This window comes from Paraburkholderia strydomiana, from assembly GCF_031456815.1.
Taxonomy (GTDB): Bacteria; Pseudomonadota; Gammaproteobacteria; order Burkholderiales; family Burkholderiaceae; genus Paraburkholderia; species Paraburkholderia caledonica.
Genome location: NZ_JAVDVL010000012.1, coordinates 151,356 through 176,860, shown reverse-complemented (window position 1 = coordinate 176,860; position 25,505 = coordinate 151,356). Strand labels below are relative to the sequence as shown.

Annotated in this window: 24 protein-coding genes; 15 read left to right on the top strand and 9 right to left on the bottom strand. The window is 62.6% G+C overall.

Annotated elements, in window-relative coordinates; translation table 11 throughout:
* Nucleotides 1-185 precede the first annotated feature (185 nt).
* A complete protein-coding gene (locus J2W46_RS27300; protein WP_310357866.1) occupies nucleotides 186-833 on the bottom strand; it encodes a DNA-3-methyladenine glycosylase in 648 nt (215 codons plus the stop codon).
* 452 nt (nucleotides 834-1,285) lie between these two features.
* On the opposite strand from J2W46_RS27300, the gene J2W46_RS27295 reads away from it, so the two are divergent.
* Nucleotides 1,286-1,651, top strand: coding sequence for a BON domain-containing protein (locus J2W46_RS27295; RefSeq protein ID WP_020070427.1), 366 nt, complete (start codon nucleotides 1,286-1,288; stop codon nucleotides 1,649-1,651).
* Between the two features lie 406 nt (nucleotides 1,652-2,057).
* Complete coding sequence (locus J2W46_RS27290) at nucleotides 2,058-3,140, top strand: calcium:proton antiporter (protein WP_310357862.1); 1,083 nt, start codon at nucleotides 2,058-2,060, stop codon at nucleotides 3,138-3,140.
* Nucleotides 3,141-3,186: 46 nt separating this feature from the next.
* Here the strand turns inward: J2W46_RS27290 and J2W46_RS27285 are convergent, their stop codons facing one another.
* Nucleotides 3,187-4,080 carry a LysR substrate-binding domain-containing protein gene (locus J2W46_RS27285; protein WP_087754440.1) on the bottom strand — a complete coding sequence of 298 codons (894 nt, stop codon included), beginning with the start codon at nucleotides 4,078-4,080 and terminating at the stop codon, nucleotides 3,187-3,189.
* 528 nt (nucleotides 4,081-4,608) lie between these two features.
* Between J2W46_RS27285 and J2W46_RS27280 the strand changes: the two genes are divergently transcribed.
* The 7 genes from J2W46_RS27280 to J2W46_RS27250 all read left to right on the top strand — a co-directional run bounded on the left by J2W46_RS27280 (nucleotide 4,609) and on the right by J2W46_RS27250 (nucleotide 11,044).
* Nucleotides 4,609-5,703, top strand: a complete 1,095-nt coding sequence (locus tag J2W46_RS27280) for an ABC transporter substrate-binding protein (RefSeq protein WP_310357861.1) — start codon at nucleotides 4,609-4,611, stop codon at nucleotides 5,701-5,703.
* A gap of 77 nt (nucleotides 5,704-5,780) precedes the next feature.
* Complete coding sequence (locus J2W46_RS27275; RefSeq protein WP_374726868.1) at nucleotides 5,781-6,704, top strand: ABC transporter permease; 924 nt, start codon at nucleotides 5,781-5,783, stop codon at nucleotides 6,702-6,704.
* Complete coding sequence (locus J2W46_RS27270; protein WP_020070421.1) at nucleotides 6,701-7,591, top strand: ABC transporter permease; 891 nt, start codon at nucleotides 6,701-6,703, stop codon at nucleotides 7,589-7,591. Before J2W46_RS27275 ends, J2W46_RS27270 begins: the two co-directional genes overlap by 4 nt.
* Nucleotides 7,592-7,631: 40 nt before the next feature.
* A complete protein-coding gene (locus J2W46_RS27265) occupies nucleotides 7,632-8,708 on the top strand; it encodes an ABC transporter ATP-binding protein (protein ID WP_310357857.1) in 1,077 nt (358 codons plus the stop codon).
* Nucleotides 8,709-8,761: 53 nt separating this feature from the next.
* Nucleotides 8,762-9,598, top strand: a complete 837-nt coding sequence (locus J2W46_RS27260) for a transporter substrate-binding domain-containing protein (protein WP_020070419.1) — start codon at nucleotides 8,762-8,764, stop codon at nucleotides 9,596-9,598.
* Between the two features lie 40 nt (nucleotides 9,599-9,638).
* Complete coding sequence (locus tag J2W46_RS27255; protein WP_020070418.1) at nucleotides 9,639-10,385, top strand: amino acid ABC transporter permease; 747 nt, start codon at nucleotides 9,639-9,641, stop codon at nucleotides 10,383-10,385.
* Nucleotides 10,386-10,387: 2 nt separating this feature from the next.
* Nucleotides 10,388-11,044, top strand: coding sequence for an amino acid ABC transporter permease (locus J2W46_RS27250; protein WP_027800089.1), 657 nt, complete (start codon nucleotides 10,388-10,390; stop codon nucleotides 11,042-11,044).
* Nucleotides 11,045-11,137: 93 nt separating this feature from the next.
* Here the strand turns inward: J2W46_RS27250 and J2W46_RS27245 are convergent, their stop codons facing one another.
* From J2W46_RS27245 to J2W46_RS27235, 3 genes are read right to left on the bottom strand one after another with little or no spacing between them, the layout of a single operon-like run.
* Complete coding sequence (locus tag J2W46_RS27245) at nucleotides 11,138-12,433, bottom strand: cytochrome c (RefSeq protein WP_310357855.1); 1,296 nt, start codon at nucleotides 12,431-12,433, stop codon at nucleotides 11,138-11,140.
* A 12-nt stretch (nucleotides 12,434-12,445) separates the two neighbouring features.
* Nucleotides 12,446-14,695, bottom strand: a complete 2,250-nt coding sequence (locus J2W46_RS27240; RefSeq protein WP_310357853.1) for a xanthine dehydrogenase family protein molybdopterin-binding subunit — start codon at nucleotides 14,693-14,695, stop codon at nucleotides 12,446-12,448.
* A 1-nt stretch (nucleotide 14,696) separates the two neighbouring features.
* Nucleotides 14,697-15,152, bottom strand: a complete 456-nt coding sequence (locus J2W46_RS27235; protein WP_020070414.1) for a (2Fe-2S)-binding protein — start codon at nucleotides 15,150-15,152, stop codon at nucleotides 14,697-14,699.
* A 316-nt stretch (nucleotides 15,153-15,468) separates the two neighbouring features.
* Here J2W46_RS27235 and J2W46_RS27230 point away from each other — a divergent pair, with 316 nt between their 5' ends.
* Both J2W46_RS27230 and J2W46_RS27225 read left to right on the top strand, forming a co-directional pair.
* A complete protein-coding gene (locus J2W46_RS27230) occupies nucleotides 15,469-15,867 on the top strand; it encodes a hypothetical protein (RefSeq protein WP_310357850.1) in 399 nt (132 codons plus the stop codon).
* 437 nt (nucleotides 15,868-16,304) lie between these two features.
* Complete coding sequence (locus J2W46_RS27225; protein WP_310357849.1) at nucleotides 16,305-17,132, top strand: alpha/beta fold hydrolase; 828 nt, start codon at nucleotides 16,305-16,307, stop codon at nucleotides 17,130-17,132.
* A gap of 20 nt (nucleotides 17,133-17,152) precedes the next feature.
* Here J2W46_RS27225 and J2W46_RS27220 read toward each other — a convergent pair whose 3' ends face one another.
* A complete protein-coding gene (locus tag J2W46_RS27220; protein ID WP_310357848.1) occupies nucleotides 17,153-18,085 on the bottom strand; it encodes a peptidoglycan DD-metalloendopeptidase family protein in 933 nt (310 codons plus the stop codon).
* Between the two features lie 455 nt (nucleotides 18,086-18,540).
* A complete protein-coding gene (locus J2W46_RS27215; RefSeq protein WP_310357846.1) occupies nucleotides 18,541-18,957 on the bottom strand; it encodes a hypothetical protein in 417 nt (138 codons plus the stop codon).
* Between the two features lie 157 nt (nucleotides 18,958-19,114).
* Between J2W46_RS27215 and J2W46_RS27210 the strand changes: the two genes are divergently transcribed.
* Complete coding sequence (locus tag J2W46_RS27210; RefSeq protein ID WP_310357844.1) at nucleotides 19,115-19,558, top strand: hypothetical protein; 444 nt, start codon at nucleotides 19,115-19,117, stop codon at nucleotides 19,556-19,558.
* Between the two features lie 119 nt (nucleotides 19,559-19,677).
* On the opposite strand, the gene J2W46_RS27205 is transcribed toward J2W46_RS27210, so the two are convergent.
* A complete protein-coding gene (locus tag J2W46_RS27205; RefSeq protein ID WP_310357842.1) occupies nucleotides 19,678-20,838 on the bottom strand; it encodes a porin in 1,161 nt (386 codons plus the stop codon).
* A 474-nt stretch (nucleotides 20,839-21,312) separates the two neighbouring features.
* Here J2W46_RS27205 and J2W46_RS27200 point away from each other — a divergent pair, with 474 nt between their 5' ends.
* Both J2W46_RS27200 and J2W46_RS27195 read left to right on the top strand, forming a co-directional pair.
* Nucleotides 21,313-22,422: an OpgC domain-containing protein gene (locus J2W46_RS27200; protein WP_310357841.1), complete on the top strand. Its 1,110-nt coding sequence runs from the start codon at nucleotides 21,313-21,315 to the stop codon at nucleotides 22,420-22,422.
* A gap of 179 nt (nucleotides 22,423-22,601) precedes the next feature.
* Nucleotides 22,602-23,474, top strand: a complete 873-nt coding sequence (locus J2W46_RS27195; RefSeq protein ID WP_310357840.1) for an alpha/beta hydrolase — start codon at nucleotides 22,602-22,604, stop codon at nucleotides 23,472-23,474.
* Between the two features lie 84 nt (nucleotides 23,475-23,558).
* On the opposite strand, the gene J2W46_RS27190 is transcribed toward J2W46_RS27195, so the two are convergent.
* Nucleotides 23,559-24,659 (bottom strand): AI-2E family transporter, encoded by a 1,101-nt coding sequence (locus tag J2W46_RS27190; protein ID WP_310071364.1) that lies wholly within the window; start codon nucleotides 24,657-24,659, stop codon nucleotides 23,559-23,561.
* A 360-nt stretch (nucleotides 24,660-25,019) separates the two neighbouring features.
* Here J2W46_RS27190 and J2W46_RS27185 point away from each other — a divergent pair, with 360 nt between their 5' ends.
* The gene (locus J2W46_RS27185) at nucleotides 25,020-25,307 is read left to right on the top strand and encodes a DUF3331 domain-containing protein (RefSeq protein WP_027779345.1); all 288 of its coding nucleotides are present in this window, start codon (nucleotides 25,020-25,022) and stop codon (nucleotides 25,305-25,307) included.
* The last annotated feature ends 198 nt before the right edge of the window (nucleotides 25,308-25,505 follow it).

Below are 25,505 nucleotides of genomic sequence, written 5' to 3'. Positions count from 1 at the left end.
GCACCGAGGGAAAACCCCTAATTGTGAGATACATAATTGTCGTAATCGAAAAAGTCAGCCGGAATTGCCGCCAAGCAAAATGCCGCTTGCATCGTTGCCGTAATAATTTCGCCGACGTGCCACGCCTGCCTTCCTCCGTTCCGAAGCTGCGGTATTTATCCGTGCAATCGGCGGCCGCGAGACGGTCAATTTTGCAAATTGCCGCCGAGGTCGGCGTGAGGTGCAAGAAGCAGTTTGCGCGGGCCGCTGACGAATGCGCTGCCCGGCTCGAAGAAACGCAGCGGCCGATGCGTTTCCCGCGACAAGCCAATGCGTGTCGTCACACCGACCGGCATATCGCCTTTTTCGATGACACCGATCCACAGGTCGCGCCCGCTGCAAAGATCCTGGCCGTCGAAGGACTGGCCAATGCCCAACGCCATAGTGAGGCGGCCGGGTCCGCGTGCCAGGTCGCGCAGCGGCACGCCGGGGCGGCGCGCTTCCATCAGCGGCAGACCCTCGAGCGGCTCTATCGCGCGAATCAGAATGCCGGCGCCGATGTTCTCCGCTTCGGCAGACATATTGAGCATGTACGATAGGCCATAGGTGAGCCGCACGTAGGCGTAGCCGGGCGCGAGAAACATCGAGCCGTTGTACGGACGACGCCCGATGAACGCATGGCTGGTCGAATCGCCTACCGGATATGCCTCGGTCTCGACGATGCGACCGCTCATACGCCCTTCGGGCACGTCGTGCACGAGGTATTTGCCGACCATGAAACGCGCGAGGTCAGCGGCCCCCACGGGCAAATCGTTACGCGACAACGGGATGATGGGAAGCAATGATTTGCTCATGCTGCGTGCCTTTTTTGAATGCGTTGGTGGTTGCAGTGACTGGTGCGTGGGTTAGTCCGCGGGCTGATGCATTGGTTAGTCCACGGTAAGTCCACGTTAGTCCACCGTTAGTCCACTTTTTGGGAACACGGGACGCCACGGCCTACACCAGCCCGCCCGGATATGCAGCAAAGCTTTGCTCATCATGGCTTCACCGTTGTAGCAAAGCCTCATTCCGGGCACCGCCGCATTCACCCTGGAACCAATTGGAGTATCGTTTGCTTCCGGCCCCAAGCAAGCCTGCACCGGCTCACGCGGGCTTCGGCCCGTCGAAGCAGCCAAAACGAGTTCGCCAGACTCAAGCATTTGCAAGACCCGCAGTGACGTCCTTCCGATTTGATTCCGCTGTACCCGTAGTGCAACACATGGTCTCCGCCAGGGGACGAGCATATTCACGACAAGGAGAAACTCGCATGAAAGCATCCACGGCAATGAAGATGGTCGGCGGCGCGCTGATCGTATTGGCATCGCTCAACGCATCCGCACAAAGCAGCGACGCTGCAGCGTCCGCACCGGCAACCGCGGCGTCGTCGGCGGCAACGGGCAAGCAGGCCAAGGCTGCCAACCGTGCGCTCGGACGCAAGGTCCGTAGCGCGCTCGCCAAGACCAAGGGCTTGAGCGTCGCGAACATCAACGTGCGCGCACGCGGAGGCGCTGTGACGCTGGCCGGCACGGTGCCTGACCAGTCGCAAGTCGACATCGCAACGCAAGCGGCGCAAGGCGTGGCCGGCGTGACGTCGGTGAAGAACGCATTGACGGTTCGCCCGGTCGGCCAGTAACGACCACAAGCCGGCGCTCGCGTGGCGCCGGCAGCAACCTCGGCAAGTGCCGGCGTCGAGTTGCCTGACGTTGGCACTCTGCCGGGCGTAACAGGCTCGAGCAACTCTTTAGCAGTGTCGTCGCATTTTGACGCGTCACGGTTCGCAGTTCGCTGTCTGCAGTCCACGGTCGGCAATCCCGGCCAGACCATTCCAACGCGGCCTCCAGCGTGGCAATTCCCTGCCCAATCTCGTGCTGCCAGGACCCGCGGGGCCATCAACAAACCTTCCCCGCGCCTGATAAAAAGCTCTACCATCCAAACCGTTGCACCATCCTCCTAACGCACCGGTTTAATTCGTCGCTCCCGTTTCCAAAGCCCGCCTCGTCGCACGATTCACGAACAAGTACCAGACAAAAGGATGCCCGATGGCCAAGCCGCCGACCGTCTTGCCCCGCTGGACTCTCGCCGTGCCGCTGGTTGCGTGGATCGTACTGGGCGCGGCCTACGCGTCGCCGGGCAACCAGTTACTGCTCGTGCTAGTGGGTATCGCGCTCTGCGCCGCGGTCTTCACGGCAGTGCATCACGCTGAAGTGGTCGCGCACCGCGTCGGCGAGCCCTTTGGCACGCTAGTTCTCGCTGTCGCCGTGACCGTGATCGAGGTCGCGCTGATCGTCTCCGTCATGCTGACGTCCGGCCCCGAGAAAGCGGGCCTCGCACGCGATACCGTGTTCGCCGCGGTCATGATCGTCTGCAATGGGATCGTCGGACTGTGCGTGCTGGTGGGCGGCATCCGCCACCGCGAGCAGGACTTTCAGAGCCGCGGCGCGGCTGCGGCTCTCGCCGTGCTGGCGTCCCTATCGGTGCTGACCCTCGTCATGCCGAACTACACGACGACGAGCGTCGGCCCGATGCTGTCGCCGTCGCAACTCGCTTTCGCCGGCGCGTCGTCGCTAGTGCTGTACGGCGTGTTCGTATTCGTGCAGACGGTTCGCCATCGCGATTACTTTCTCGCCGACGTGCCCGACGAAGACGTGCACGCCGCGCCGCCCAGCGCCGGACTCGCGCTCACGAGCGGCGGCCTGCTGGTGGCGTGCCTCGTCGCGGTGGTGCTGCTCGCGAAAGTGTTGTCGCCGGTCGTGGAGACAGCGGTCCAGAATGCCGGCGCGCCGCCGGCGGTGGTAGGCATCATCATCGCCGCGCTGGTGTTGCTGCCGGAAGGTCTAGCCGCCGTGCGCGCGGCGCGCGCCGACCGCTTGCAGAACAGCCTGAATCTGGCGCTCGGCTCCGCGCTCGCGAGTATCGGCTTGACCATTCCAACCGTGGCGGCCGTGTTCCTGACGACGGGGCAACCTCTCGTGCTCGGCCTCGACGGCAAGGAGACCGTGCTGCTCGTGCTTACGCTGATTGTCGGCACGCTGACGCTGAGCACAGGACGCACGACGATCCTTCAGGGCGCGGTGCACCTGTCGCTCTTCGCCGCATATCTGTTCCTGTCGTTCGCGCCGTAGCTTTGCGCTCTGCCGCCCCGCCTTCAAACGGGCGGAACATCGACACCTATTCTTCCCAATGCGCGGCGATCCAGTCGCGAAAGAGATTCAGCTTCTGCTGATGCGCAACCGAATCGGGATACACAAAGTAGTAGCGCCAACCCGTTTTGAGGACCATATCGAAAGGCCGCACGAGACGCCTCGCGGCCACGTCCTCGTCGATTAGCGCGAGGTCGCTGATCGCCACGCCGAAGCCCTGCAACGCGGCGTTGGTTGCCATGTCCAGAGTGTCGAAGCTCGGCCCGTGCTCGGCGTCGATCTCGCGCGCGTCTGCCGTGTCTGCTTCGGCGACCTTGGCAAGCCACATTTTCCAGTCGCGATGATCGCGCGTAGGATGCAACAGCGTATGCCGCGCGAGATCCCCGACGGCCGCGAGCGGCTTGTCCTTCAACAGATCGGGCGCGCACACGGGCGTGAGACGCTCCTCGAATAACGGCACCGCCTGCACGTCCGCACCGGGCGACGAGCCATAAATGATCGCGGCATCGAACGGTTCGAGCTGGAAGTCGACGTCGTGCTGCCATGTCGTGGTGATCTGCACATGCAGGTCCGGATATTCGGCCTGGAAGCGCATGATTTTCGGCAGCATCCAGCGCATGACGCAAGTGGGCACCTTCAGCGCGAGGTCCGTGCGTTGGCGCGTCAAGCGCAGCGAAATCTCCTCGATTCGCGCGAAGCTTTCCTTCACCGCCGGCAGCAGCAACTCCCCCTCGGCGGTCAACGTCAGCCCTTTCGCATGGCGCTTGAAGAGCGGAAACTTGTAGTAGTCCTCCAGCGCGATGATCTGCCGGCTCACCGCGCCTTGCGTAAGGCACAGATGATCGGCGGCGCGCGTGAAGCTGCGGTGACGCGCAACGGTTTCGAAAATCTGCAGCGCGTTGAGCGGCGGGAGGCGTCGCATGAAGTATCAGGTATCCGGATCAGAAAAAATCATTGCGGCGGTGTGAAGGACCGATGTCGTCATTCGTCGCCTGCCCACAGGATACGCGATCGCGCGTCGCCGCACGAGTCGTGGCAACGCGTAACGGCATGCGTTGCGCTCATGCGTCGGTCGAAAAACGCGCCGAATGTGCGCGGCGCGCACTGCAGCGGGGCACGAGGCCACCACGAGCGCACCAGAACCGAGCTTTGCTCATACCTACGGGCAAGCGCAGAGCACGGAAATGCATGGACGTTAACCCGAATGCGCCGGTGGCTCAACCTTCGAGCGGATCGCGCGACGCGCTTTCCGCACTTCGCGATACGTGCCCGGCATGAGATTACGTCATGCCCTCCATGCGCATATTTCGTTTGTTGACGGATTTTGGCAAACCTAGAGTGCATCCACAGTACGCATCCGCCAACGCCAACGAACGGTGCCGTGCGGTGCGGCGGCAGCGGTCACAGCGATTATCACCAGGCAACAGGCGTTCAACACAGGGAGACCGCCATGCAAGAGATCAAACGGGGCAGAAGGCAGGCCATCAAAACGATTGGCGCAGCGCTCGCGGCGTCCACGTTGCCGATGCCGTTCGTCAGTCTGCGCGCGCAGCAGCAGAACTTCAGCGGCAAGACGTTGCGGCTCCTGACATGGTCGGACGACACGGGCGCGGCCGCGCTGCGCAACATCGCCGCGACGTTCACCGCGAAGACCGGCGCGAAGGTGATCGCCGACCGCGCGGACGGCACCTCGGGCATGGTCGCGAAGGTCAAGGCCGCGGGCGAGCGCCCGACTTACGACGTCATCACGCTCGCGGGCGTGGGCGCAGCCGGTCTCGGCGACGCGGGCTTGCTGATGAAGCCCGATCTCGACAAGCTGCCCAACCTGAAAGAAGTGGCGCCGCAATACCGCACTGGCGCGAACGGCTTTGGCATTGGCTACCTGCTGTGGTCCGACGGTCTGATCTACAACACGTCGACGGTGAAAACCGCGCCGTCGTCGTATGAAGCGCTGTGGGACCCCAAATACGCCGGCCGCCTGTTCCTGCCGCCGCCGGAATGGGCCGAAGCGGTCGATCTGGCGATCATCGCCGCGAAGATGAACGGCGGCTCGCAGCAGAACATCGAGCCCGGTTTCAAGAAGCTGATGCAACTGAAAGACCACGTCATGACGCTCGGTGAAAATCCGAATCAGGTGGCCGATCTCTTTCGCACCGGCTCGCTCGACATTGGCGGCATCTATTCGCCGGCGTTTTTCCCCGATCAGATTCGCAAGCCGGAATACAAGATGGGCGTGACGTACGGCATGAAAGAAGGCTTCGCCACGCAATTGATGTTCACGGTGATCCCGAAAGCGCATCCCGGCGACATCGATCTCATCCATGCCTTCATCAACCATTCGCTCGATGCAGGCGTGCAAGGCCGCATGGCCGCCGACGTGCTCAACGGCCCGGTCAATTCGAAAGCGGTGATTCCCGCCGAGAGCCGCGCGTTCGTGCCAAGCGCGCAGCAGATCGCCGAGAAAGCCGTGCTGCATGACGACAAGGCGCTCGCCGCCGTGCAGCCCGCGTGGATCAAGCGCTACACCGAAATCTTTTCGGCATGACGACGATGCCCGCGCGCTTCTCGCGGCGTGCTTCAGCGGCCTCCTCCGATGCTACGGCTCACGAGGCGGCGCCTGGCATGAGCGCCGCGTCCCGGGCGGCACTCAACGCAGGACCGGACGCCGCAGGACCCGACGCGCCTGCAGCCAGCGTCGCGCAGAAGGCGCGGCCATGGCTGCTGCTCGCGCCGATCCTGCTGTTTCTCGCGGTGCTCGGCGCGGCGGCGCTCGTCGTGTTACGCATGAGCTTCGGCACGCAAGGCAACGAATGGCATGGCTTCACGCTGCAGAACTATGCTGATCTGCTGGACGGCTACTTCATGCGGTCGTTGTGGCTCACATTGAAGCTCGCGTTCCAGAGCATGATCTGCGCGGTGCTGTTGGCCATTCCGGTCGCGCTCGCGATGGCGCGCACGAAGTCGCGTCTCGCGCGGCGGCTGTTGCTGGCCGGCGTGCTGCTGCCGCTGCTCGTCAATCTGCTGCTGCAAGGCTATGGCTGGCTGATCATCCTCGGCCCGGCCGGTTTGCTCAATCACGCGCTGCTCGGCAGCGGTCTCATGCATCGTCCGTTGATGTGGCTGTACCGTGAAAACGGCGTGCTGCTCGGCCTGATCCAGACGGCGTTTCCACTTGCGGTGCTGCCGCTTTCGAGTGCCATGCGCGCCGTCTCCAGTTCATTCGAGGAAGCCGCGGCGACGCTCGGCGCAACGCGCTGGCAAACGCTGCGGCATGTCCTGTTGCCGCTCGCCATGCCCGGTCTGGTGTCGGGCGCGCTACTCGTGTTCGCCTATAACGCCAGCGCGTTCGCCGTGCCGCTTTTGCTCGGCGGCCGCCGCGTGCCGATGCTCGCGGTACTGGTTCACGATCAGGTCGCGCCTTTGCTGAACTGGCCGGCCGCGTCGGCATCCGGTGTCGTGCTGATGATCGCGACGCTCGCCGTGATGGCGCTTTCACAACGACTCGTGCGCCGCACCCAACGTCTCGCCGAGGAGCCCCACGCATGAGCACGCCCGTCCCGAGTGCGCGCCTGCATCGCGCGTCGCCGCCGCCCCGCTGGCCGCGTCTGTCCAACGCTCTGCCCGGTCAGCTCGGCAAGGCCACCGCGTTGCTCGCGGCTATCGTGCTGTTCGTCGCCGCGCTGCCCATTCTCACCATGATCACGATGTCGTTCAGCGCGGCCGACACGCTCGAATTCCCGCCGCACGCGTACGGTCTGCACTGGTATCGCGCCGCCTGGCAAAGCTTCGTGTCGCCGGACGCAACCAGTTCGCTTTCGATGGGCGCCGCGTTGAGCACGAGCCTGATCGTCGCACTGTCGACCATGCTAATCGCGACGCTCGTCTCCGTGCCCGCGGCTTACGCGCTGAGCCGCTATCGCTTTCGCGGCAAACCGGCGGTCGAGCAACTGGTCGCGCTGCCGCTCGTCTATCCGCTCGTGATGCTGGGCCTGTCGCTGTTGCTCGTCTTCAACGTGCTGCCGGTCGAACTCGGCGTCTTCCGCCTGATCGTCGCGCACGTGATTCTGGCCCTGCCCTTCACGGTGAAAAACTGCGCGGCGTCGGTCGCCTCGATTGGTCCCGAGTTCGAAGAAGCGGCCTGCGTGATGGGCGCGAGCCCGGCCCGCGCGCTCGTCGACGTGATCCTGCCGCTGATGCGGCCCGGCATTCTCGCCGGCATGCTGTTCGCGTTCATCGTGTCGTTCAACGAATTCACCGTGACGTTCTTCCTGTACACGATCGACACGATGACCTTGCCGGTGTGGCTCTACAGCCGCACGGTGTCGTCGCTCGATCCGACCGTGTTCTGCTTCGCGGTGTTTATCGTCGCGATCGATTTCGCGCTGATCTGGCTGCTCGAAAAGCTGATCGGCGACGAAGGGGTTGCGCTGTGACCGCTCGTGTTTTTCCGACGCCTTCTTGCTGGAGCATTCGATGACTCATCTGACCTTGCAGGCCGTGACCCGGCGCTTCGGCGCGGCCTATGCTGTCGACAGCGTCGATCTGAGCGTGCCGGACGGCAAGCTCGTGTGCTTTCTCGGCCCGTCGGGCTGCGGCAAAACCACCTTGCTGCGGATGATCGCCGGCCTCGAAACGCCGACCTCGGGCAGCATCGAATTCGCGGGCCGCGACATCACGCGCGTGCCGGCCAACCAGCGCGACTTCGGCATGGTGTTCCAGTCGCTCGCGCTCTTTCCGCATATGAGCGTCGCGCAAAACATCGCCTATCCGCTGAAGCTGCGTAAGACGCCGAAGCCCGAACAGGCGCGCCGGATCGCCGAACTGCTCGAACTGATCCAGTTGCCGCATATGGCGAACCGGCCGGTCACCCAGCTTTCCGGCGGCCAGCGGCAACGGGTGGCGATTGCGCGTGCGATCGCGTCGCAGCCGAAACTGCTGCTTCTGGACGAACCGCTTTCCGCGCTCGACGCCAAACTGCGCGAAGCGATGCAAGTGGAAATTCGCCTGCTGCAACAGCGCCTCGGCATCACCACGATCATGGTCACGCACGACCAGCGCGAAGCAATGACCATGGCCGATGAAATCGTCGTAATGGAAAAAGGCCGCATCGCTCAGGTCGGCAAGCCGCTCGACATCTATCGCGATCCGGTCAGCGAGTTCGTGGCCGACTTTATCGGGCTCGGTAATATCCTGCCGGTCACTTACGACGGCGCGGGCGCGGTCAGTCTTCCTGGCGGCGTGCGCATTGCGGTGTCGCAGGCGGCTCGCGTTCCGGAGTCCACGAGCGACATCCGTTTGCTTATCCGTCCCGAGGACGTCTGCGTGAAATCCGCGGCCGGCGCCGCCGCAGGGCCGAACCGGCTGGCCGGTACGGTCACGTTTATCCGCGACGTAGGCGCCTCGCTTGAGGCGACGATCGATTGCGCCGGCTTTACGCTGACTGCCGCAACTACGCCGCGGGAAACACCGGGCCTTGCGCTCGGCATGCCGGTGCTGGCCGAACTGCCGCCGCACGCGTGCAAGCTGATCGCCGCGCGCGCGGTGCAGTGATATCAATCGTATTCCAACACGACAGTTGCAACACACTCGACAGAGGACAGACCATGAATCAGCTCATTAAGCAACTCAAGCCCGTTCGATCGACAGCGCGCCGCGCATTCGCCACGCTGGCCGCAGCGCTCGCGTTCACCGGCGCTGGCGCGCTCAGCGCGTTTTCGCCGGCCGCTCATGCCGATGCGCTCGACAGCATTGCCAAATCGGGCACCGTGCGCATTGGCGTGTTCATGGACTATCCGCCGTTCGGCTCGATCGGGCCGGACATGAAGCCGATGGGCTATGACATCGACGTCGCGAATCTGATCGGCCGCGCACTCAACGCGAAGGTCGAACTGGTGCAGGTGACGGGCGACAACCGGATGGCGTACCTCGCGGACCGTAAGGCCGACATGCTGCTGTCGGTCGGCCAGACGCCCGAGCGCGAGAAGGTGATCGACTTCTCGCAGCCGTACGCGCCGTACTACCTGGCCGTATTCGGCCCGAAAGCATTGCCGGTGAAAAACGCCGCCGATCTGGCAGGCAAATCGATTTCGGTCGCGCGCGGCACGCTGGAAGACCTGAGCGTGACGAAGATCGCGCCGCCCAGCGCGAACATCAAACGTTTCGACGATCCTAACGGAGCAATTTCGGCGTTTCTTTCTGGTCAGGTACAGTTGATGGTCGTCGGCAACGACGTCGGCGCCACGATTCTCGCGCGTCATCCCGCGAACGATCCCGAGCAGAAGTTCTCGCTTTTCAGCTCGCCGGATCACGTCGGTTTGAACAAGAACGAGCCGCGTCTGAAGCAGAAAGTCGACGAAACCATAGCCAAGGCCCGCAAGGACGGCACCATGAACGCGATTTCGCAGAAATGGCTGCGCACGCCGTTGCCGGCCGACCTCTGAATTTCCTGTACGGAGTTTGACTCACGATGAGCGCCACGCCATGACCTATGCGTTCGATTTCAGCGGCTTCGGCCTCTATGCGGGGATGCTCGCGCGCGGTGTTGCCGTCACATTGGGACTCACGGCGATCTCGACCTTGCTCGGCGCCGTGGTCGGCATCGCGGGCGCGAGCGTCGCGGTGGCCGGACCAAAATGGGCGCGCTGGGTCGTGGCGAGCTATGTGGAACTGATCCGCAATACGCCGTTCATCGTGCAGTTGTTCTTCGTGTTCTTCGGCTTGCCGAGCCTCGGTATTCACATCGACGAAATACAGGCGGCGATTCTGGCGATGACCGTCAACCTGGGTGCCTACGCAATCGAAATCGTGCGCGCGGGCATCGACTCCATTTCGCGCGGCCAGGTTCAGGCCGCGCAAGCACTCGGTCTGCATGGACGGCAAGTGTTTCGCTACATCGTGCTGCCGCAGGCGCTCGCCAATGTGTTTCCCGCGCTTCTGAGCCAGGTGCTGATCGTGATGCTCGGCTCGGCGGTGGTGTCGCAGATCTCCGTTCCTGATCTCACGTACGCAGCCAACTTCATTCAGTCGCGCAATTTCCGTTCGTTCGAGAGCTACCTGATCATCACGGCGACTTACCTGCTGCTGTCCATCGTGCTGCGGCAAATCCTCAACCGGTTCGGACGCGGCCTGTTTGCGGGCCGCACCGCGCGCGGCGCCGACAGCGCGCCTCGCAGCTGGCGCGCCCGCCTGATGTGGCGCGGCGCCCGCACCCTGCCCGCGGAGCGTTGATCATGGTCGAATTCACCCTGTGGGACATCGCTCGCAATCTGCTGCTCGCGGCGCGCTGGACAGTGCTGCTTTCGTTGATCGCGTTTGTCGGCGGCGGCATCGTTGGCCTGATCCTGCTCGCCATGCGTGTGTCGCCGATCGCGTGGCTGCGCCGCATCGTCGTGCTCTATGTGGAGGTGTTTCAGGGCACGCCGCTTCTGATGCAACTCTTTCTCGCGTTTTTTGGTCTGCCGCTCCTCGGCGTGGACGTGTCGCCGTGGGTCGCCGCCACGGTCACGCTCACGCTTTACACGAGCGCGTATCTGGTCGACATCTGGCGAGGCTGTGTGGAAGCCGTGCCGCGCGGTCAGTGGGCCGCCGGCGCGAGTCTCGGCATGACGTTCAGCCAGCAGCTGCGTTATATCGTCTGGCCGCAGGCGCTCAAAATCGCCGTTGCGCCGACGGTCGGCTTTCTCGTGCAGGTAGTCAAGAGCACTGCGCTGGCGTCGATTATCGGCTTCACTGAATTGACGAAGACCGGCACGATGATCACGAACGCAGCGTTCCGCCCGTTTCCGATCTACGGGATGGTCGCCATGATCTACTTCGCGATGTGCTTTCCGCTGACCTGGTACGCACGCGTGCTGGAGAAGCGGCAGAAGGTCGGACAGCATCGCTAGACCTCGCGAGCCGGGTGCGTCGCAGAAGGTAAAAAGCGTCAACCGCCGCAAGACGGTTGACGCTTTTTCATGCGCTCACGCTTTACGCTACAGCTAGCGCGCCGCTTGAGTCGACTTGCGCAGCTTCGTCACGTCGGCGGCCGTGACTGCGGGCGCGCCGTTGTTCCAGCCGGCACGCACGAACGTGAGCACGTCGGCGATCTGCTGGTCGTTGAGCACCGGCGCGTACTTCGGCATTGGATACGGCGCGGGAATGCCGCCGATCACGAGGTCCTCGGTGCCGTTCAGCGTCACGTTGATGAGCGACGACGCGTCCTTTTCCAGCACGTTCGGATTGCCGGCCAACGGCGCGAGCATCGGCGCAAAACCGCGTCCGTCGACGCCGTGACAATGCATGCAATACGCGGTGTAGACGCGCGCGCCGGCATCGTTCGCGGGACGGTTGAGCGACACCTTCGTCGTTTGCGGATCGTACTTGTAGGGCGGGGCACCGTTGCCGCCCACCGCCGGCAGCGACTTCAGATACGTCGTCATCGCCGCGATATCGCCGTCGTTCAGGTTCTGCGTGCTGTTGTTGATCACGCTCGTCATCGAGCCGAATGCGGAAGCGTGACGATTCGCGCCGGTCTTCAGGAACGCCTGCAAGTCCTGATCGCTCCAGCGCCCGAGGCCGCCGTTATGTTCGCCGGTGAGGTTCGTCGCGTACCAGTTGTCGAGCAGACCGCCAGTCAGAAACGCGCTGCCGGTTTCGTCGAGCGCCTTCTCCTGGAACGCAATGCCGCGCGGCGTGTGACATGAGCCGCAGTGCCCGAGTCCCTGGATCAGATACGCGCCGCGATTCCATGCGACGTCCTTGCCCGGCTTGTTCTGGTACACGCCCTTCTCGAGGAACACCATGTTCCAGAGCTTCAGCGGCCAGCGCATGTTCATCGGCCATTTGATGTCGGACTCGCGATTGGCCTGCTGCACCGGCGCGACGCCGCTCATGAAAAACGCGTAGAGCGCTTTCATGTCTTCGTCGTTGACCTTTGCATACGACGGATACGGCATCGCCGGATACAGGTTGTGCCCGTCTTTCGCGACACCTTCGCGCATGGCGCGGGCGAAGTCCTGTTCCGTATAACTGCCGATGCCGGTTTGCGCGTCGGGCGTGATGTTGGTGGTGTAGATCTGGCCCATCGGCGTGTTCATCGGCAAGCCGCCCGCGAACGGCTTGCCTTTCGGCGCCGTGTGGCATGCGGCGCAATCGCCGGCCTTCGCCAGATACGCGCCGCGTTGCACGAGCGCCTGGTCGGCTGCGGATGCCGCCGCGCTTGCCGGCGATGTCTGGGTCAGAAAAGGCAACGCCACGCATAGCGCCGCACCGAAACCCTTCAGAGTGTTTTTCATGTCGGGCTCCCGTTAAGCGGTTTTCAACTGGCTGCCGACCGGCAATTGCCGCAGCCGCTTGCCGGTGGCCGCGAAAATCGCATTGGTCAGTGCGGGCGCGAGCGCGGCTGTTCCCGGCTCGCCGATGCCGCCCGGCGCCTCGCTGCTCTTCACGATATGCACGTCGATAGGCGGCGTCTCGTCGATACGCAGCATCCGGTAGTCCGTGAAGTTGTTCTGCTCCACGCGGCCGTCCTTGATCGTGATCTCGCTATAAAGCGCCGCCGTAATGCCGAAGATGATCCCGCCTTGCACCTGCGCTTCGACGGTGTTCGGATTGACGACCATTCCGCAATCGACCGCGCACACCACGCGCTTGACCGCCACCTCGCCCTGATCGACGGCGACATCGACGACGATCGCGAAGTAGCTGCCGAACGCATGCATGACCGACACGCCGCGCCCTTGCCCCTTCGGCACCGCGCTGCCCCAATTTGCCGCCTGCGCGGCAGTGTTGAGCACATTCAGCGCGCGCGGCGTCTTGCCGAGCAGATCGCGCCGGTATTTGACGGGGTCTACCTTGGCCTCGGCCGCGAGTTCGTCGATAAAACTTTCGACCACGAACGTGCCGCGCGTCGGGCCCACGCCGCGCCAGAACGCGGTGGGAATGGCGTGCGGCTCCTGGCGCACGTAGTCGACAAGCTGGTTGGGCAAGTCGTACGGCAGATCGGACGCGACTTCGACCGCGTCGGGATCGAGCCCGTCCTTGAAAGCAGGCGGTGCGAAGCGCGCCATGATCGACGAACCGACGATCCGGTGCTGCCACGCGAGCGGCTTGCCGTTCGCGTCGAGGCCTGCGGAAATCTTGTCGTAGTAGTACGGCCGGTACATGTCGTGCTGAATGTCTTCTTCGCGCGTCCACAACACTTTGACGGGCGTCGACACCTGCTTGCCGATCTTGACCGCCTGCGTGACCATATCGAACTCGAGCCGGCGACCGAAGCCGCCGCCGATCAGATGGTTGTGCACGACGATCTTGTCGGCGGGCAAGCCGGTCACGGCCATTGCCGCGTCGCGCACGCGCGTGGGCACCTGCGAGCCGAGCCAGATTTCGCAGCCATCGGCGCGCACATGCACCGTACAGTTGATCGGCTCCATCGTGGCATGCGCGAGAAACGGCTGCTGATAGACGGCATCGACTCGCGTCTTCGCGTTCGAAAAGGCGTGCACCACATCGCCGTCTTTGCGTGCGACCGCGCCGTTGCGTTGCGACGCATTGGCCAGATCGTCGACGATCTGCTTCATCGAAAGCTTTGCGTCCGCGCCCTCGTTCCATTTGATGTCGAGCGCCTGCAGCCCGCGTTTGGCTGCCCACGTATGATCGCCGATCACGGCGACCGCGTTGTCGATCTTGACGACCTGACGCACGCCGGGGATCTTCTTCGCGTTGGTATCGTCGACGCTCGCAAGCTTGCCACCGAACACGGGGCAATTTGCGATGGCCGCGTAGACCATGTCGGGTAGTCGCACGTCGAGGCCGAACGTTGCGGTGCCGTCCACTTTTTCCGGCGAATCGAGGCGCTTCACGGCCGTGCCGATGATCTTGAAGTCTTTCGGGTCCTTCAGCGGCACGTTCTGCGGCACCGGCAGTTTGGCCGCGGCATCCACCAGCTGGCCATAGCCGATGCTGCGATTGCTCGCCGCGTGAATGACCTGGCCGGATTTCGCATGACAGCTCGCGGCGTCCACTTGCCATTGCTGCGCGGCCGCGCTGATAAGCAGCATGCGCGCGGTGGCCCCTGCCTTGCGCATCGGCTCCCATGCATAGCGGATCGACGTCGATCCACCGGTGAGCTGGCCGCCGAGCAGGGGGTCGGTGAAGAGCTTCTCGTCAGGCGGCGCGTGGTCGAGCGTGACGGTGTCGAGCGGCACTTCGAGTTCTTCGGCGATCAACATTGGAATCGACGTATAAACGCCCTGACCCATCTCGACCTTCGGAATCACCAGCGTAACCTTGCCTGCCGTGTCGATCTGGATGAACGCATTCGGTGCGAACACGCCGTTCTGCGCCGCTTCGTTTGCGTCGCCGCCAATCACCGACTTGCCGGCTTTCTGGTCCTGACTGACGGCCGGCATGCTGAATCCGAGCAGCAACCCGCCGCCCGCCGCCGCGCCCACGGTCACGCTCAGCTTGAGGAATGTGCGGCGCGACACGCCGCGCTTTCCGTTTGCCTCGGGCGAGGACGTTGCGCCGTTCTGTGCATCGAGCAATCCTTGCGACATATCAGACTCCCTTCGCCGCATGCTTGATTGCAACGCGGATGCGGTTGTACGTGCCGCAGCGGCAGATGTTGCCGGCCATGGCTGCGTCGATGTCAGCATCGGTAGGATTGGGGTTGCTCGCAATCAGCGAGGCCGCCGACATGACCTGGCCCGACTGGCAGTAGCCGCATTGCACCACGTCCAGTTGGCGCCACGCCTGCTGCACCTTCTGGCCCGCGGGCGTGTTGCCGACTGCTTCGATGGTCGTGATCTTCTTGTCGCCGACAGCCGCCGCCGGCAATACGCACGAGCGCACTGCGACGCCGTCGAGATGAACGGTGCAGGCGCCGCATTGAGCGATACCGCAGCCGAACTTCGTGCCGGTCAAGCCGACGAGATCGCGAAGGACCCACAACAGAGGCATGTCGGGCGGCGCGTCCACGGTATGTGTCTCGCCGTTGATATTGAATGTTGTCATGAGCGACTCCTTGTGGGGTTATCTTTTGCCAGGCTGTTTAGTCATGACCTGCGTTCAAAACGCAATGACTCGTCGCGTTTATTCGACAGCAATGACTAATGCGCAATGCCAATATGCGCCGTTGCAAACGCGTCGTCGCGTAACTGCACGCCAGGCATCGCGCTAGTGACTGTGAGGGTTCGGCGAATTGTAGCCGTGCATTAAGAACTTCGCCTGGACCCCGCCATTGCTGTGCAATGGCACCGGAGCGGCCCCAGGCGCCGCATTTTTGTTAGCATGGGCGAGACCTGCACTGACCATCCGAAGGAGCCGCATCATGAACGACCAGCAATGCACCCAATTCCTCTCGGAGATCCGCAGACCTTTGCTGGCGCTGCATAAGGCGATACTCGATCATGAGCGCGCGTCGTACGAGAAAGAATTCGGCCCGCTTACGCCTGCGGCGTTTCTGCAAGTGCTGATCAACGGTACGGGCTTCCGCTGGCTCACGCCGCTCTCGACGATCATCGCGAACGTCGACGAAATTCTCGACGACAAGGAAGCCGACGCCACGGACCGGATCGCCGCTGCCGAAGCCGTTACCGGCCTCTTCTCCCCCGACCAGCCGAACAACATTTTCCTGCCGCGTTATCTGCCGCTGTTGCAGGCCGATCCGGCGATACTGCATCTGCATGGCCAGGTATCGCAACTCTTGCGCGGCGCGCAAGCGAAGTAGTCGAAGTAGTCACTGACAGGCCGCGTCTCCCGGATTTCCTCACCGTTCGCAAGCCTTTATATGTGATGAGTCTGCGTCTATCCGGCGTGGTTGTTCCTAAGCGGCGGAGCGTCGCCAATCAGCGATTACCAGGCTTTGCCAACCATGACGGCGCAAAATCGCCCTGATTCAAGGGCATTCATGCGCGATTCGTAAAGATGATGCATGAGCGACTGGTCGATGGAGGTGCCGTGCAAGCGCGATGAAAGACCTATCGACCAAATTGCCTGGGTTTGCTGAACAATTTTACGGTGAGCTTTTGCGGGACGTGGGCGGTCAACCGAGCAGCGTCTGGCGGTGCATCGCGGCGCCGGCCGTTTAAAACCACGCAAAACCGTGATGCATGCTGTCGCGAGCCCTGCTAACGTAAGCAGACTTCGTCACAACCGCTCACTGCCATGAACGACTGGCCGCTACCCCAAACCTATACGTTCCGCGATCAAAGCGTGCGCTTCAACGTGACAGGAACCGGCCCGCCACTCGTGCTGGTTCATGGCACACCGTTTTCATCTTATGTCTGGCATCGCATCGCGCCACATCTCGCGCAACATCGCACGGTCCATTATTACGATTTGCTGGGCTATGGGCAGTCCGCCATGTGCGACGGCCAGGACGTGTCTCTCGGTGTCCAGAATGAGTTGCTCGCCGAGTTGCTCGCGCACTGGCAATTGAAGAGCCCGGATGTGATCGCGCATGACTTCGGCGGAGCCACGTCGTTGCGTGCGCATCTGATCAACGGTTGCGACTACCGCAGCCTCATGCTGATCGATCCGGTGGCGCTCGCGCCGTGGGGTTCGCCGTTCGTCCAGCACGTGCGCCGCCACGGCGACGCCTTCGCAGGGCTGCCGCCCTATATTCACGAGGCCGTGGTCAACGCGTATGTGCGCGGTGCGATCGCGCGCGACATCTCGGATCACGAGCTTGCGCCGTACGTGACACCATGGCTCGGCGCAACAGGGCAAGCTGCGTTCTACCGCCAGATCGCGCAAATGGATCAGCGTTACACAGACGAAGTCGAACCCCGCTATGCGCAACTGCGCTGCCCGACGCAGATTCTGTGGGGCGAAGAGGATCGGTGGATTGAGCTGGAGCGCGGCCGTCGTCTGGCCGCGCTGATTCCGCAGGCGCGCTTTCAGGCCGTGCCGCGCGCGGGCCATCTGGTGCAGGAAGATGCGCCGGAAGCAATCGTCGCGGCGGCGCTCGGGTGGCTCGGGCAGCTCGACTGAAGCCGCCCGACGAGATGCGCCTAGCCGCGTCCTTGCGGCAGGTACGGCATTGGATCAATGGGCTTGCCGTCGCGGCGCAATTCGAAGCCGACCGAGACGCGTGAGTTGTTCTGATCGCCCATCTCGGCGATCTGCTGCCCTTGACGAACGATGTCTCCGGTCTTGACCAGCAGCTTGCGGTTATGCGAGTAGGCGGTGAGGAAGTCTTTGTTGTGCTGGACGATGATGAGACTGCCGTAGCTGTTCAGCCCCGTACCGGCGTACATGACCTTGCCGTCGGCCGCAGCACGAACCGGATCGCCTGCCTTGCCGCCGATCTCTATGCCGCGCGTTTCGCCCGGCTGAAACCCTTCGACCACCCGGCCGCCCGCCGGCCACGCGAGCGCAACACCGTTCGCGTGACGCATGGTCTGTTGCGCGACTTCGCGCGCTTCGGCGGCGCTCGGGCCGGTCGAAGCTTGCGCGGCTGACGACGTTCCGGCTGCGGCTCCATCGGCCGCGGAAGTCTGCGCGACAGAGGCGCTCGACGTAGCAGCGGCGGCTTTCGCGGCAGCCGCTGCCGCGTTGACCGCCTGCACCGTTTCCGGCGATGCAACACGCAACACCTGGCCCCGCTTCAACCGCGACGATGCCTTGAGGCCATTCCAAGCCTGCAACTGCCCGACACTGCAATGATGACGCTGCGCGATGCGCGCCAGCGTGTCTCCGCGCTTGACCCGATACACCAGCGGCGGCGCTCTCCTGAGTGGTGAGGCTTCATTGGCGGCCGGCGCCGGCGTATTCGCCGATGCAGACGCTCCCGCCGTGCCTGCAAGGCTTGTGGCGCCTGTTGCCGATGCTCCGTCGCCCTGCGCACCCTGCTGCCCGACGTTCGCGCAACCGGTCATCGCAAGCGCCAGCCACGCGCCGGCAATGCTGACCATCATTGCTCTGTCGAAACGCTTTCCGATCATGTTCGAATCCTGACGTATCTTGTTGGCAGGTCGCAGGCGCCTGGCCGCATGCGATGCGCGCGATTGAACAACGCGCAGCCTTTCGTGTTGCGACCTGGCGAGCGCGCGTTGCGCGCCCCGCACCCTTGCTGTTCTTGCCTTGCATTCGACCGGCCCGGCTCGTCGATTCGTCGCTCGCGCGGCGGCGGATTCGGGCGCTCAAAGCAGCCACTCCCTTCGCGGACGGGCCAGACCGGACTAAATTCCCAGCAGAATTGTAAAGTGGCTTCAACAGAAAACCCGGCGCGTCACACAGTCTGATACAAACGTTACGCACGCCCTTGCATGCGTCGTTGCGCGCGCAACGGGCGGGCAACGCGATCGACGCCATCTGCTTAACGGCACGCCGCCGTCATAACTTGAATGGCCGGTTCGAAAAGGCGATGGGCCACGCACGGCGGTCGAGCCGGCAAGCATCAGCTGTAGTACTGCCCCGCATAGCGCACGTAGCCGACGGGATGGTGAGTGAAATGCAGGACTGGCAGGACAGGGTCCGAATTGTCGTCGGTCGGATAGGCGCTCGCCTCGGGAATGTATTCGCCTTGCACCTCGATCGGTTGACCGGCTTGTAGTCCGGGGATCTCTTCGGACAGTCCCTCGTTGTCGCCGAAGCGAACCGCCACGAACACTTCTGTGCCCACCAGGTTTTGCGTGCCGCCTTCGAACTTCAACATTTTGTCGATCTTGATGACCATATGCTGATGATTCGCGCCGTGGTGGTTGTCCGGACTCGCGAATACTTTGCTGATTGTGCCTTGCACGCAGGCGAGCGGCGCGCCCAGCGAATGAACATAGCGATGGTGAGGAAGAATTTGCGTCGCACGATTGCTCATGAAATCTCCATCGAAGAAGTCAGGTCAATGTCCCACGGTTGACTGAGCCGGGGCGGAGCCCGTATCCGCCCTCGCGCTTTAGGATTTCTCCGAAGCGTGATTAGGAAACGGACGATAGGTTGAAGAGCATAAAAAAAATATTCTTAGGCCTCTTTTGATGCTGACTGCCGCGCACCGAAAAAGCTCCCCAGTTACTCAACTGAAATACCTTCCCTTCAGAATATTTTGCTTCATCAACCCTCACCCGGACGATGAAGAAGTCGAGGCTCAAGTGGATTCTCTTACATCAGCCAACCGCTTCATGAGCGGTTTCTTCTTTGGCGCCGTGATCGCTACCGCCATCATGGTGCTGTTCTGCGTCGGGGCTGAATTTTCCCCGCTCATGGCCAGACTGCATGCATTCGAACAGGTCATTGCGACGACGGTCATCTCGCTCCTTATCGCCGACACCAGGCCGGTTCTGTACAAGACGGTATGGAGCAAGCGCCGCAGCAGCTTTATTCTCGACGAAGATCTGAGTGCGACTCTCCGCGGCCGAACCTTCGGCATTCCCGCAGGCGTGATGGCCGGCATTCTGGTGCAAAACGTCCTGATGAACTGAGTATCGAATGAAGCAGCCGGTGCGAATGACCGGCAAAAAACGACGCGCCCGGTGAACTGCTCACCGGGCGCGTTTTTCTCTTGTATCGTCGTTATCGGCGGCGGCGTACAGACTCAAGTTTAAAATTTATGCCGTATCGCGGCGCGCACCACGACCTGTTTCGATGTCGACGACGGCGCTTGTGCGCCGGTTATAAACGCATCATCGAGTATCGAGTAAGTGGAGTCGCCAGTCACGTGCTGGTACTCGCCTTGAATGTAGACATCGGTGCGTTTGGACAGGTTGTAATCGGCCATCAAACCAAACGAATGGATTTTCGGTTTGACGCCGCCGCTCGACGCATCGTAATTTTCCATCGTGTACACGTATTGCGCCCCGACGAACAGCACCGGTGAAAACTGGTATTTTCCGTTCAACTCGAAGTTCTGATATTTCAACGAATTCAGCAATACGCCGGGCGGCACCAGCGGCGTAACGCCGAGATAACCATTGCCGGTCGGATTCAGATAATTGGAGTTGCTGTACACAAAACCCGCCGTAGCCGGACCGAAGTTATACGTAATGCCGCCACCGAACACGCGCATGCGGGTTGCGATAAAGCTGGCGTCATTGGCGGCAATTGCGCCATTCACGCCATTGCCGGGATTATTGGCCTGTAAATAGGCGGCGCTCACGAGCAGCCCTCCATAGGCGTACTGTCCGCCGACGCTATAAGCGCGGTTATTGCCGAAGTTGGTATCGTTACTGAAGCTGTATGTGCCGCCGAATTGAAAACCGCTAAGCGACGGGCTCGTATATTTGACGGTGTTGTTGAGGCGAAACGAGTTATCCGTGTTGTCGTTATCGTAGGGGTGCGAGAAGAGCGAACCGGCCCAATTGCCATTGGCCGTGGTCTGCGCCAGATAATCGACTACCGAATCGTATTGGCGCCCGAACGTCAACGTGCCAAAGCGGTCCGCGCTCAGGCCGACGAAAGCCTGCCGCCCGAACATACGGCCACCCTGATTGAATCGCCCGGAACTCAGGTCGAAACCATTCTCGAGCTGAAAAATCGCCTTGAGACCGCCGCCAAGTTCCTCCGCGCCCTTGAGCCCCCATCGGCTGCCTTGCGCATAGCCGCTCGCCAACTCGTAGGCATGGCCACGGCCGGCGTTGTTCGTGTAGTTGATGCCTTCGTCGAGCACGCCATACAGCGTGACGCTCGTCTGTGCCGAAGCTGGTGCGCTGAAAGCGGCGGACACAGCGGTGGAAACAGCGAGCGCGAACACTTGCTTGTTCATGACGATCCCCCTGCACTCGAGTAATGGGCCTAACTCGATCCGACGCCTTCTTCTTGACCCTACGACAACGCGCTTCTAGATGCCTGACGCGCTTACGGGAAATCCTCACACGCCGTAAGCCGTCCGTCCATTGGGTGTCGCTTGGATATGTCAAAACGTTGCGAAATCTCCACTGTCTTTAACCGCCTATTCCGCCGACAACCCATGTGGGCGGGCTTCCCATTTGTGTGACTCCGAGCAGACTTGTCACAGAAAGAAATATAATCGCTGACTTTCGCGGCACCGAAGCGGAACTCCGCCGCTCTGCCCGGGTCATTTTTACTGCATCGTGCAACCGTGCCTTCGTGCCGGTCGACAGCGGCAACGCGATTGCGCGGCCGCCGCAGCACTCATCCACTATTCCAAAGCCATGTGAGACGCCCGACGCGCTGAAAGAGCGCGCCGTCGCACGCGGCTGCTTTTGGCATAAAAACAATGAAACCGTCGCAATCCCGTTTAGTCGAGCTCGACTTTCTTCGCGGACTCGTTCTGTTGATCATCGTGGTGGACCACATCGGCGGAAGCATTCTGTCGCGCGTCACGCTGCACGCGTATGCGCTGTGCGACGCCGCGGAAGTCTTCGTCTTTCTCGGCGGCTTTGCTACCGCGACGGCCTACGCGGCGCTCGCCGAGCGGCGTAGCGAAACCATCGCGCGCAACCGCTTCCTGCGGCGCTCGCTGGAAATCTATCGGGCGTTTCTCGTGACCGCCGGCCTGATGCTGCTCGTGAGCGCGGTCCTGAACGCATTCAGCATCGAGGCGCCGAACCTCGCGATCACCGACCTCGACGACCTGATGGACACGCCCGTCGCCGCCATGCGTGACATCCTGTTGTTCCGCCGCCAGCCTTATCTTGCGTCGGTGCTGCCCATGTACGCTTTCTTCGCGCTGCTCGTGCCGATGATCCTGCCGCTTGCGCGCAGCAAGCCTTGGCTTCTGCTTGCCGGCAGCGTCGCGCTGTGGGCCGGCGCGCCGGCCATCAATGCGTATCTGCCGGCCGCGCCCGACATGCATTGGGACTTCAACCCGTTCGCCTGGCAGTTGCTGTTCGTGCTCGGCGCGCTCGCGCGCTGCCAGCCCGTCTATCAGCGAGTGAGCGAACATCGCTTGGGCTGGCTCGTCACTTTCGCGGCGTGCTCGGTAGTGGCGCTCGCCGCTTACTACAAGCTCTTTATTGAACGCGAGCCGCTCGATGCGAGCTTCAAGCAGAACCTGTCCTACTTGCGAGCGGTCAACTTCCTCGCCATTGCATGGCTTGTCGCCAACCTGATCGAGCTTGGCTGGGCAAAAAAACTCGCTGAGTCGCTGCCGTTGATCGGTGTCATTGGACGCAAGGGCCTGCTGTGCTTCATCGCCGGCGCAGTGATCTCGCTCGTGGTGGACTCGGTGCTGTATGCGGCAACCGACGGCTATCTGAACTATCCGCTCGGTCTGCTCGCCGACGCGTGCGCGGTCACGGCCTTGTTCGCCGTCGCGTGCGGGACCGAGCCGCTCAAGCGCCTCGTGACGCGTCTTTTCACCACGCGGCTTCGCACGTCGCCGTAACGCGCCGAAGGCAATGCGCATGGCGGCACCTCGACACGCCGCTTTGCAAAGCTTTTACCCCACTGCGTGCCCGGTATCCGGAACAGAGGATCGCCGTAAAGCTCTCTGGACAAAGATCCACCGGATGCTGATAGCATGACGGCCGCGCGTCATCTGGCGCGGCTGCTTCCTACCCTGACATGCGTCCATTCCTACACTCCGTGCTGGCTGTTCTTTGCGCCGCTTGCGGCGCTTCGTCTTTTGCAAGCACGGTAACGAGTCGAAGCTTCCATTCGTCCGCGCTCGGACGCGACTGGTCCTACACGCTTTATCTGCCGACCGGCTATCGTCCGGACGCCGCGCGCATTCCGGTCATCTATCTCCTGCACGGCAACAATGGCGACGCGAATGACTGGATCACCCAAGGCCATCTGCAAAGCACGGTCGACGCGCTGATCGAACACCGCGATATCCCGCCGGTCGCGGTCGTGATGCCGCAAGGCGGCACCGACTGGTACGTCGATCGCAAGGAAAAGATGGAGACCGCTTTCTTCGACGATCTCCTCCCAGAGATCGAAACGCACTACGCCGTATCGACCCAGCGCGCCGGGCGGATGATCGGCGGCGTCTCGATGGGCGGCTTCGGCGCGTTGCGCTACGTGATGACGCAGCCGGAACGGTTTTGCGGCGCGCTGCTGCTGAGCCCTGCCATCTATGCAAACGAGCCGCCGCGCGGTTCGGCCGCGCGACGTGTCGGCGTGTTCGGGGAGCGGCAATTCGATCCGCGCATCTGGCACGAGCTGAACTACCCGGCGCAGTGGGAGCGCTATATGAGCCGGCCTTATCGCGTGCCCGTCTTTATCGCCGCCGGCGACGACGATCTCGCCATTCAGGCCGACGCGTCTTTGCTTTACACGCACCTTCGGTTAGCCGGCAATCCGGCAGCGCTGCGCATTATCGACGGCGGCCACACGTGGGACGTATGGAGCGCCCTTCTACCGGGCGCATTGAAATACACACTCGGCTGCGCGAGATCGCCGGTGCAGGAGCATCCGTCGAATCAGCGGCCTTGAGTCGGGCGCCGCGCAGATGCGGGCGCCGCGCAGATGCGGGCGCCGCGCAGAGCGCGACCGGGCATTGCATTGATGTGCGTGCAACTACTGCACGAGATCGGTCCACAGCACCATCAGCACGGTCATCAACGCGGGGCCGATAAAGAGGCCGAGCAGGCCGAACGTCTCGGCGCCGCCGAGAATGCCAAAGAGCACCAGCAGAAACGGCAGGCGCGTCGAGTTGCCGATCAGCACCGGCCGCACGAAATGCTCGGCGACGAACACCACGATCGCACCGAACACCAGCAGACCGATCGCGCCCGCCACCGATCCTTGCGAGAACAGCCACAACGCGGCGAGGCTGAAAGTAATCGGCGCGCAGAACGGCAACATCGCAGCAATCGCGGTGATCAGCGCAAGCAGCGCCACATGCGGCAAGCCGGTCACGAAATAGGCGACGCCGAGCAACGCGCCTTCGCCGAGTCCGACTACCACGAGTCCGGACACGGTGCCGCGTACCGCCGTGGCCATGCGCTGAACGAGCTGCGCGCCGTCTTCACCGAAACCGCGCCGCAGGCCCCGGCTCAATGCGCCCGACAGACGCGGCCCTGCCTGGAAGATCACGAACAACGTCACCAGCATGAATGCGAAGACGGTGACCGCATGCACGGCGCGCGCGCCGAAGTGCCGCCCGAGCGTGACGACCGTGGTGCTGTGCAAGCCCTTCATCGCTGCGGAATCGCGCAACGGCGGCGCGAGATACGTCTGCCACCAGGCCGCGACCTGCTGGGCACCGAACGGCAAACGGTGAAGGAAATCCGGCATTGCAATGCCGTTCTCCTGCGCGGTCTTGAACCACTCGCTGAGGTCACGCGCTTCGCGCAAGGCCTGCGCAATGCCGATGCCGACCGGCAGCACCACGAGCAACGCTATCGCAAGGGTCAGCACGGCCGCGATCAAGGTGGTGCGGCCGGTGAGCCAGCGGTTGCCTTCGACCTTGCGCAGCAGCGGCCACAAGGCAATCGCCAGCACGCCTGCCCAGGCGACCACCGGGATGAAGTCGCGCACGACCCACAACGCCAGCAGCACGAGCCCAATGTAAAGCACCAGCGAAGCCGCCCTCTGCTTCTTGACGCGCCCAGGCGTTGCCGGCAACTCCGTGGAATGCGTCGAGTCTGGCGGGGTGACGGGTGGACGTGAATTCATGTGAGCTCTTCTATTAATGCCAATGTTGAAACCGGGATGCGCGCGAGCCGACTCGCCAAAGCCAAACACGTTAGACTTGCGGAACGCGCTCGAACCATCGCAATGACATCTTAAAGGAAGCGCGCGCACGCCTCTGACCGCGGTTCTGGTGTCTCAGCGATTACAACACTGCGTTGCAAAAAACGCTCCTATCCGATTTCGTGATAGCAAGCGGGGCGCGAAGCCCCGCCGATTCAAGCCCCTTCGAAAGTCAAGTCTGATTGTTGCTAATTGGGGAACAGTGTTTCAACGGGGACACAATGGCTCTGCGGCGCGCGCAGGTCTACATTCGGCACACCCACAAATACGGAGCCGACGATGATGACCCTGGAGTCCATCCCCCTTGACGGTACCAACGGCGTACGCATCGAAATTCTCGAGCGCTCCGACACGACGCTGGTGATCCGCTGGGTCGAGCCGGGGCGATGTCATTACGGCGAGCAGCGCTGGCGGCGCAGATCCGCGCACACTTCGGGAACCTGCGCGGTGACGCGTCGCAAGATTCGACGCGGCGACGCGGTATTCAAGCCGGCCGAGCGCCCAGCACCGGCGAATGCTTCCGCCATGATCTGCGCCGAAATTGTCGGCGCGCTACCCGCCGAAGCCTGATTTTTCTGCTGTATCCCTGTCTGCATGCCGGTGCGGCCATGCGGTTCCCAGACCGCGCCGCGCACAACCCTCCCCCGATTGCGGCCCTTCGCCACGTGCGTTAAGGTGGACCTGCTTGCGTCACGTCACCCGCCTGCCCACCGCGCGGCGGTAACGTGACGTGCATATTCACCTATCGCGCCGTGCGCGCCACGGCGC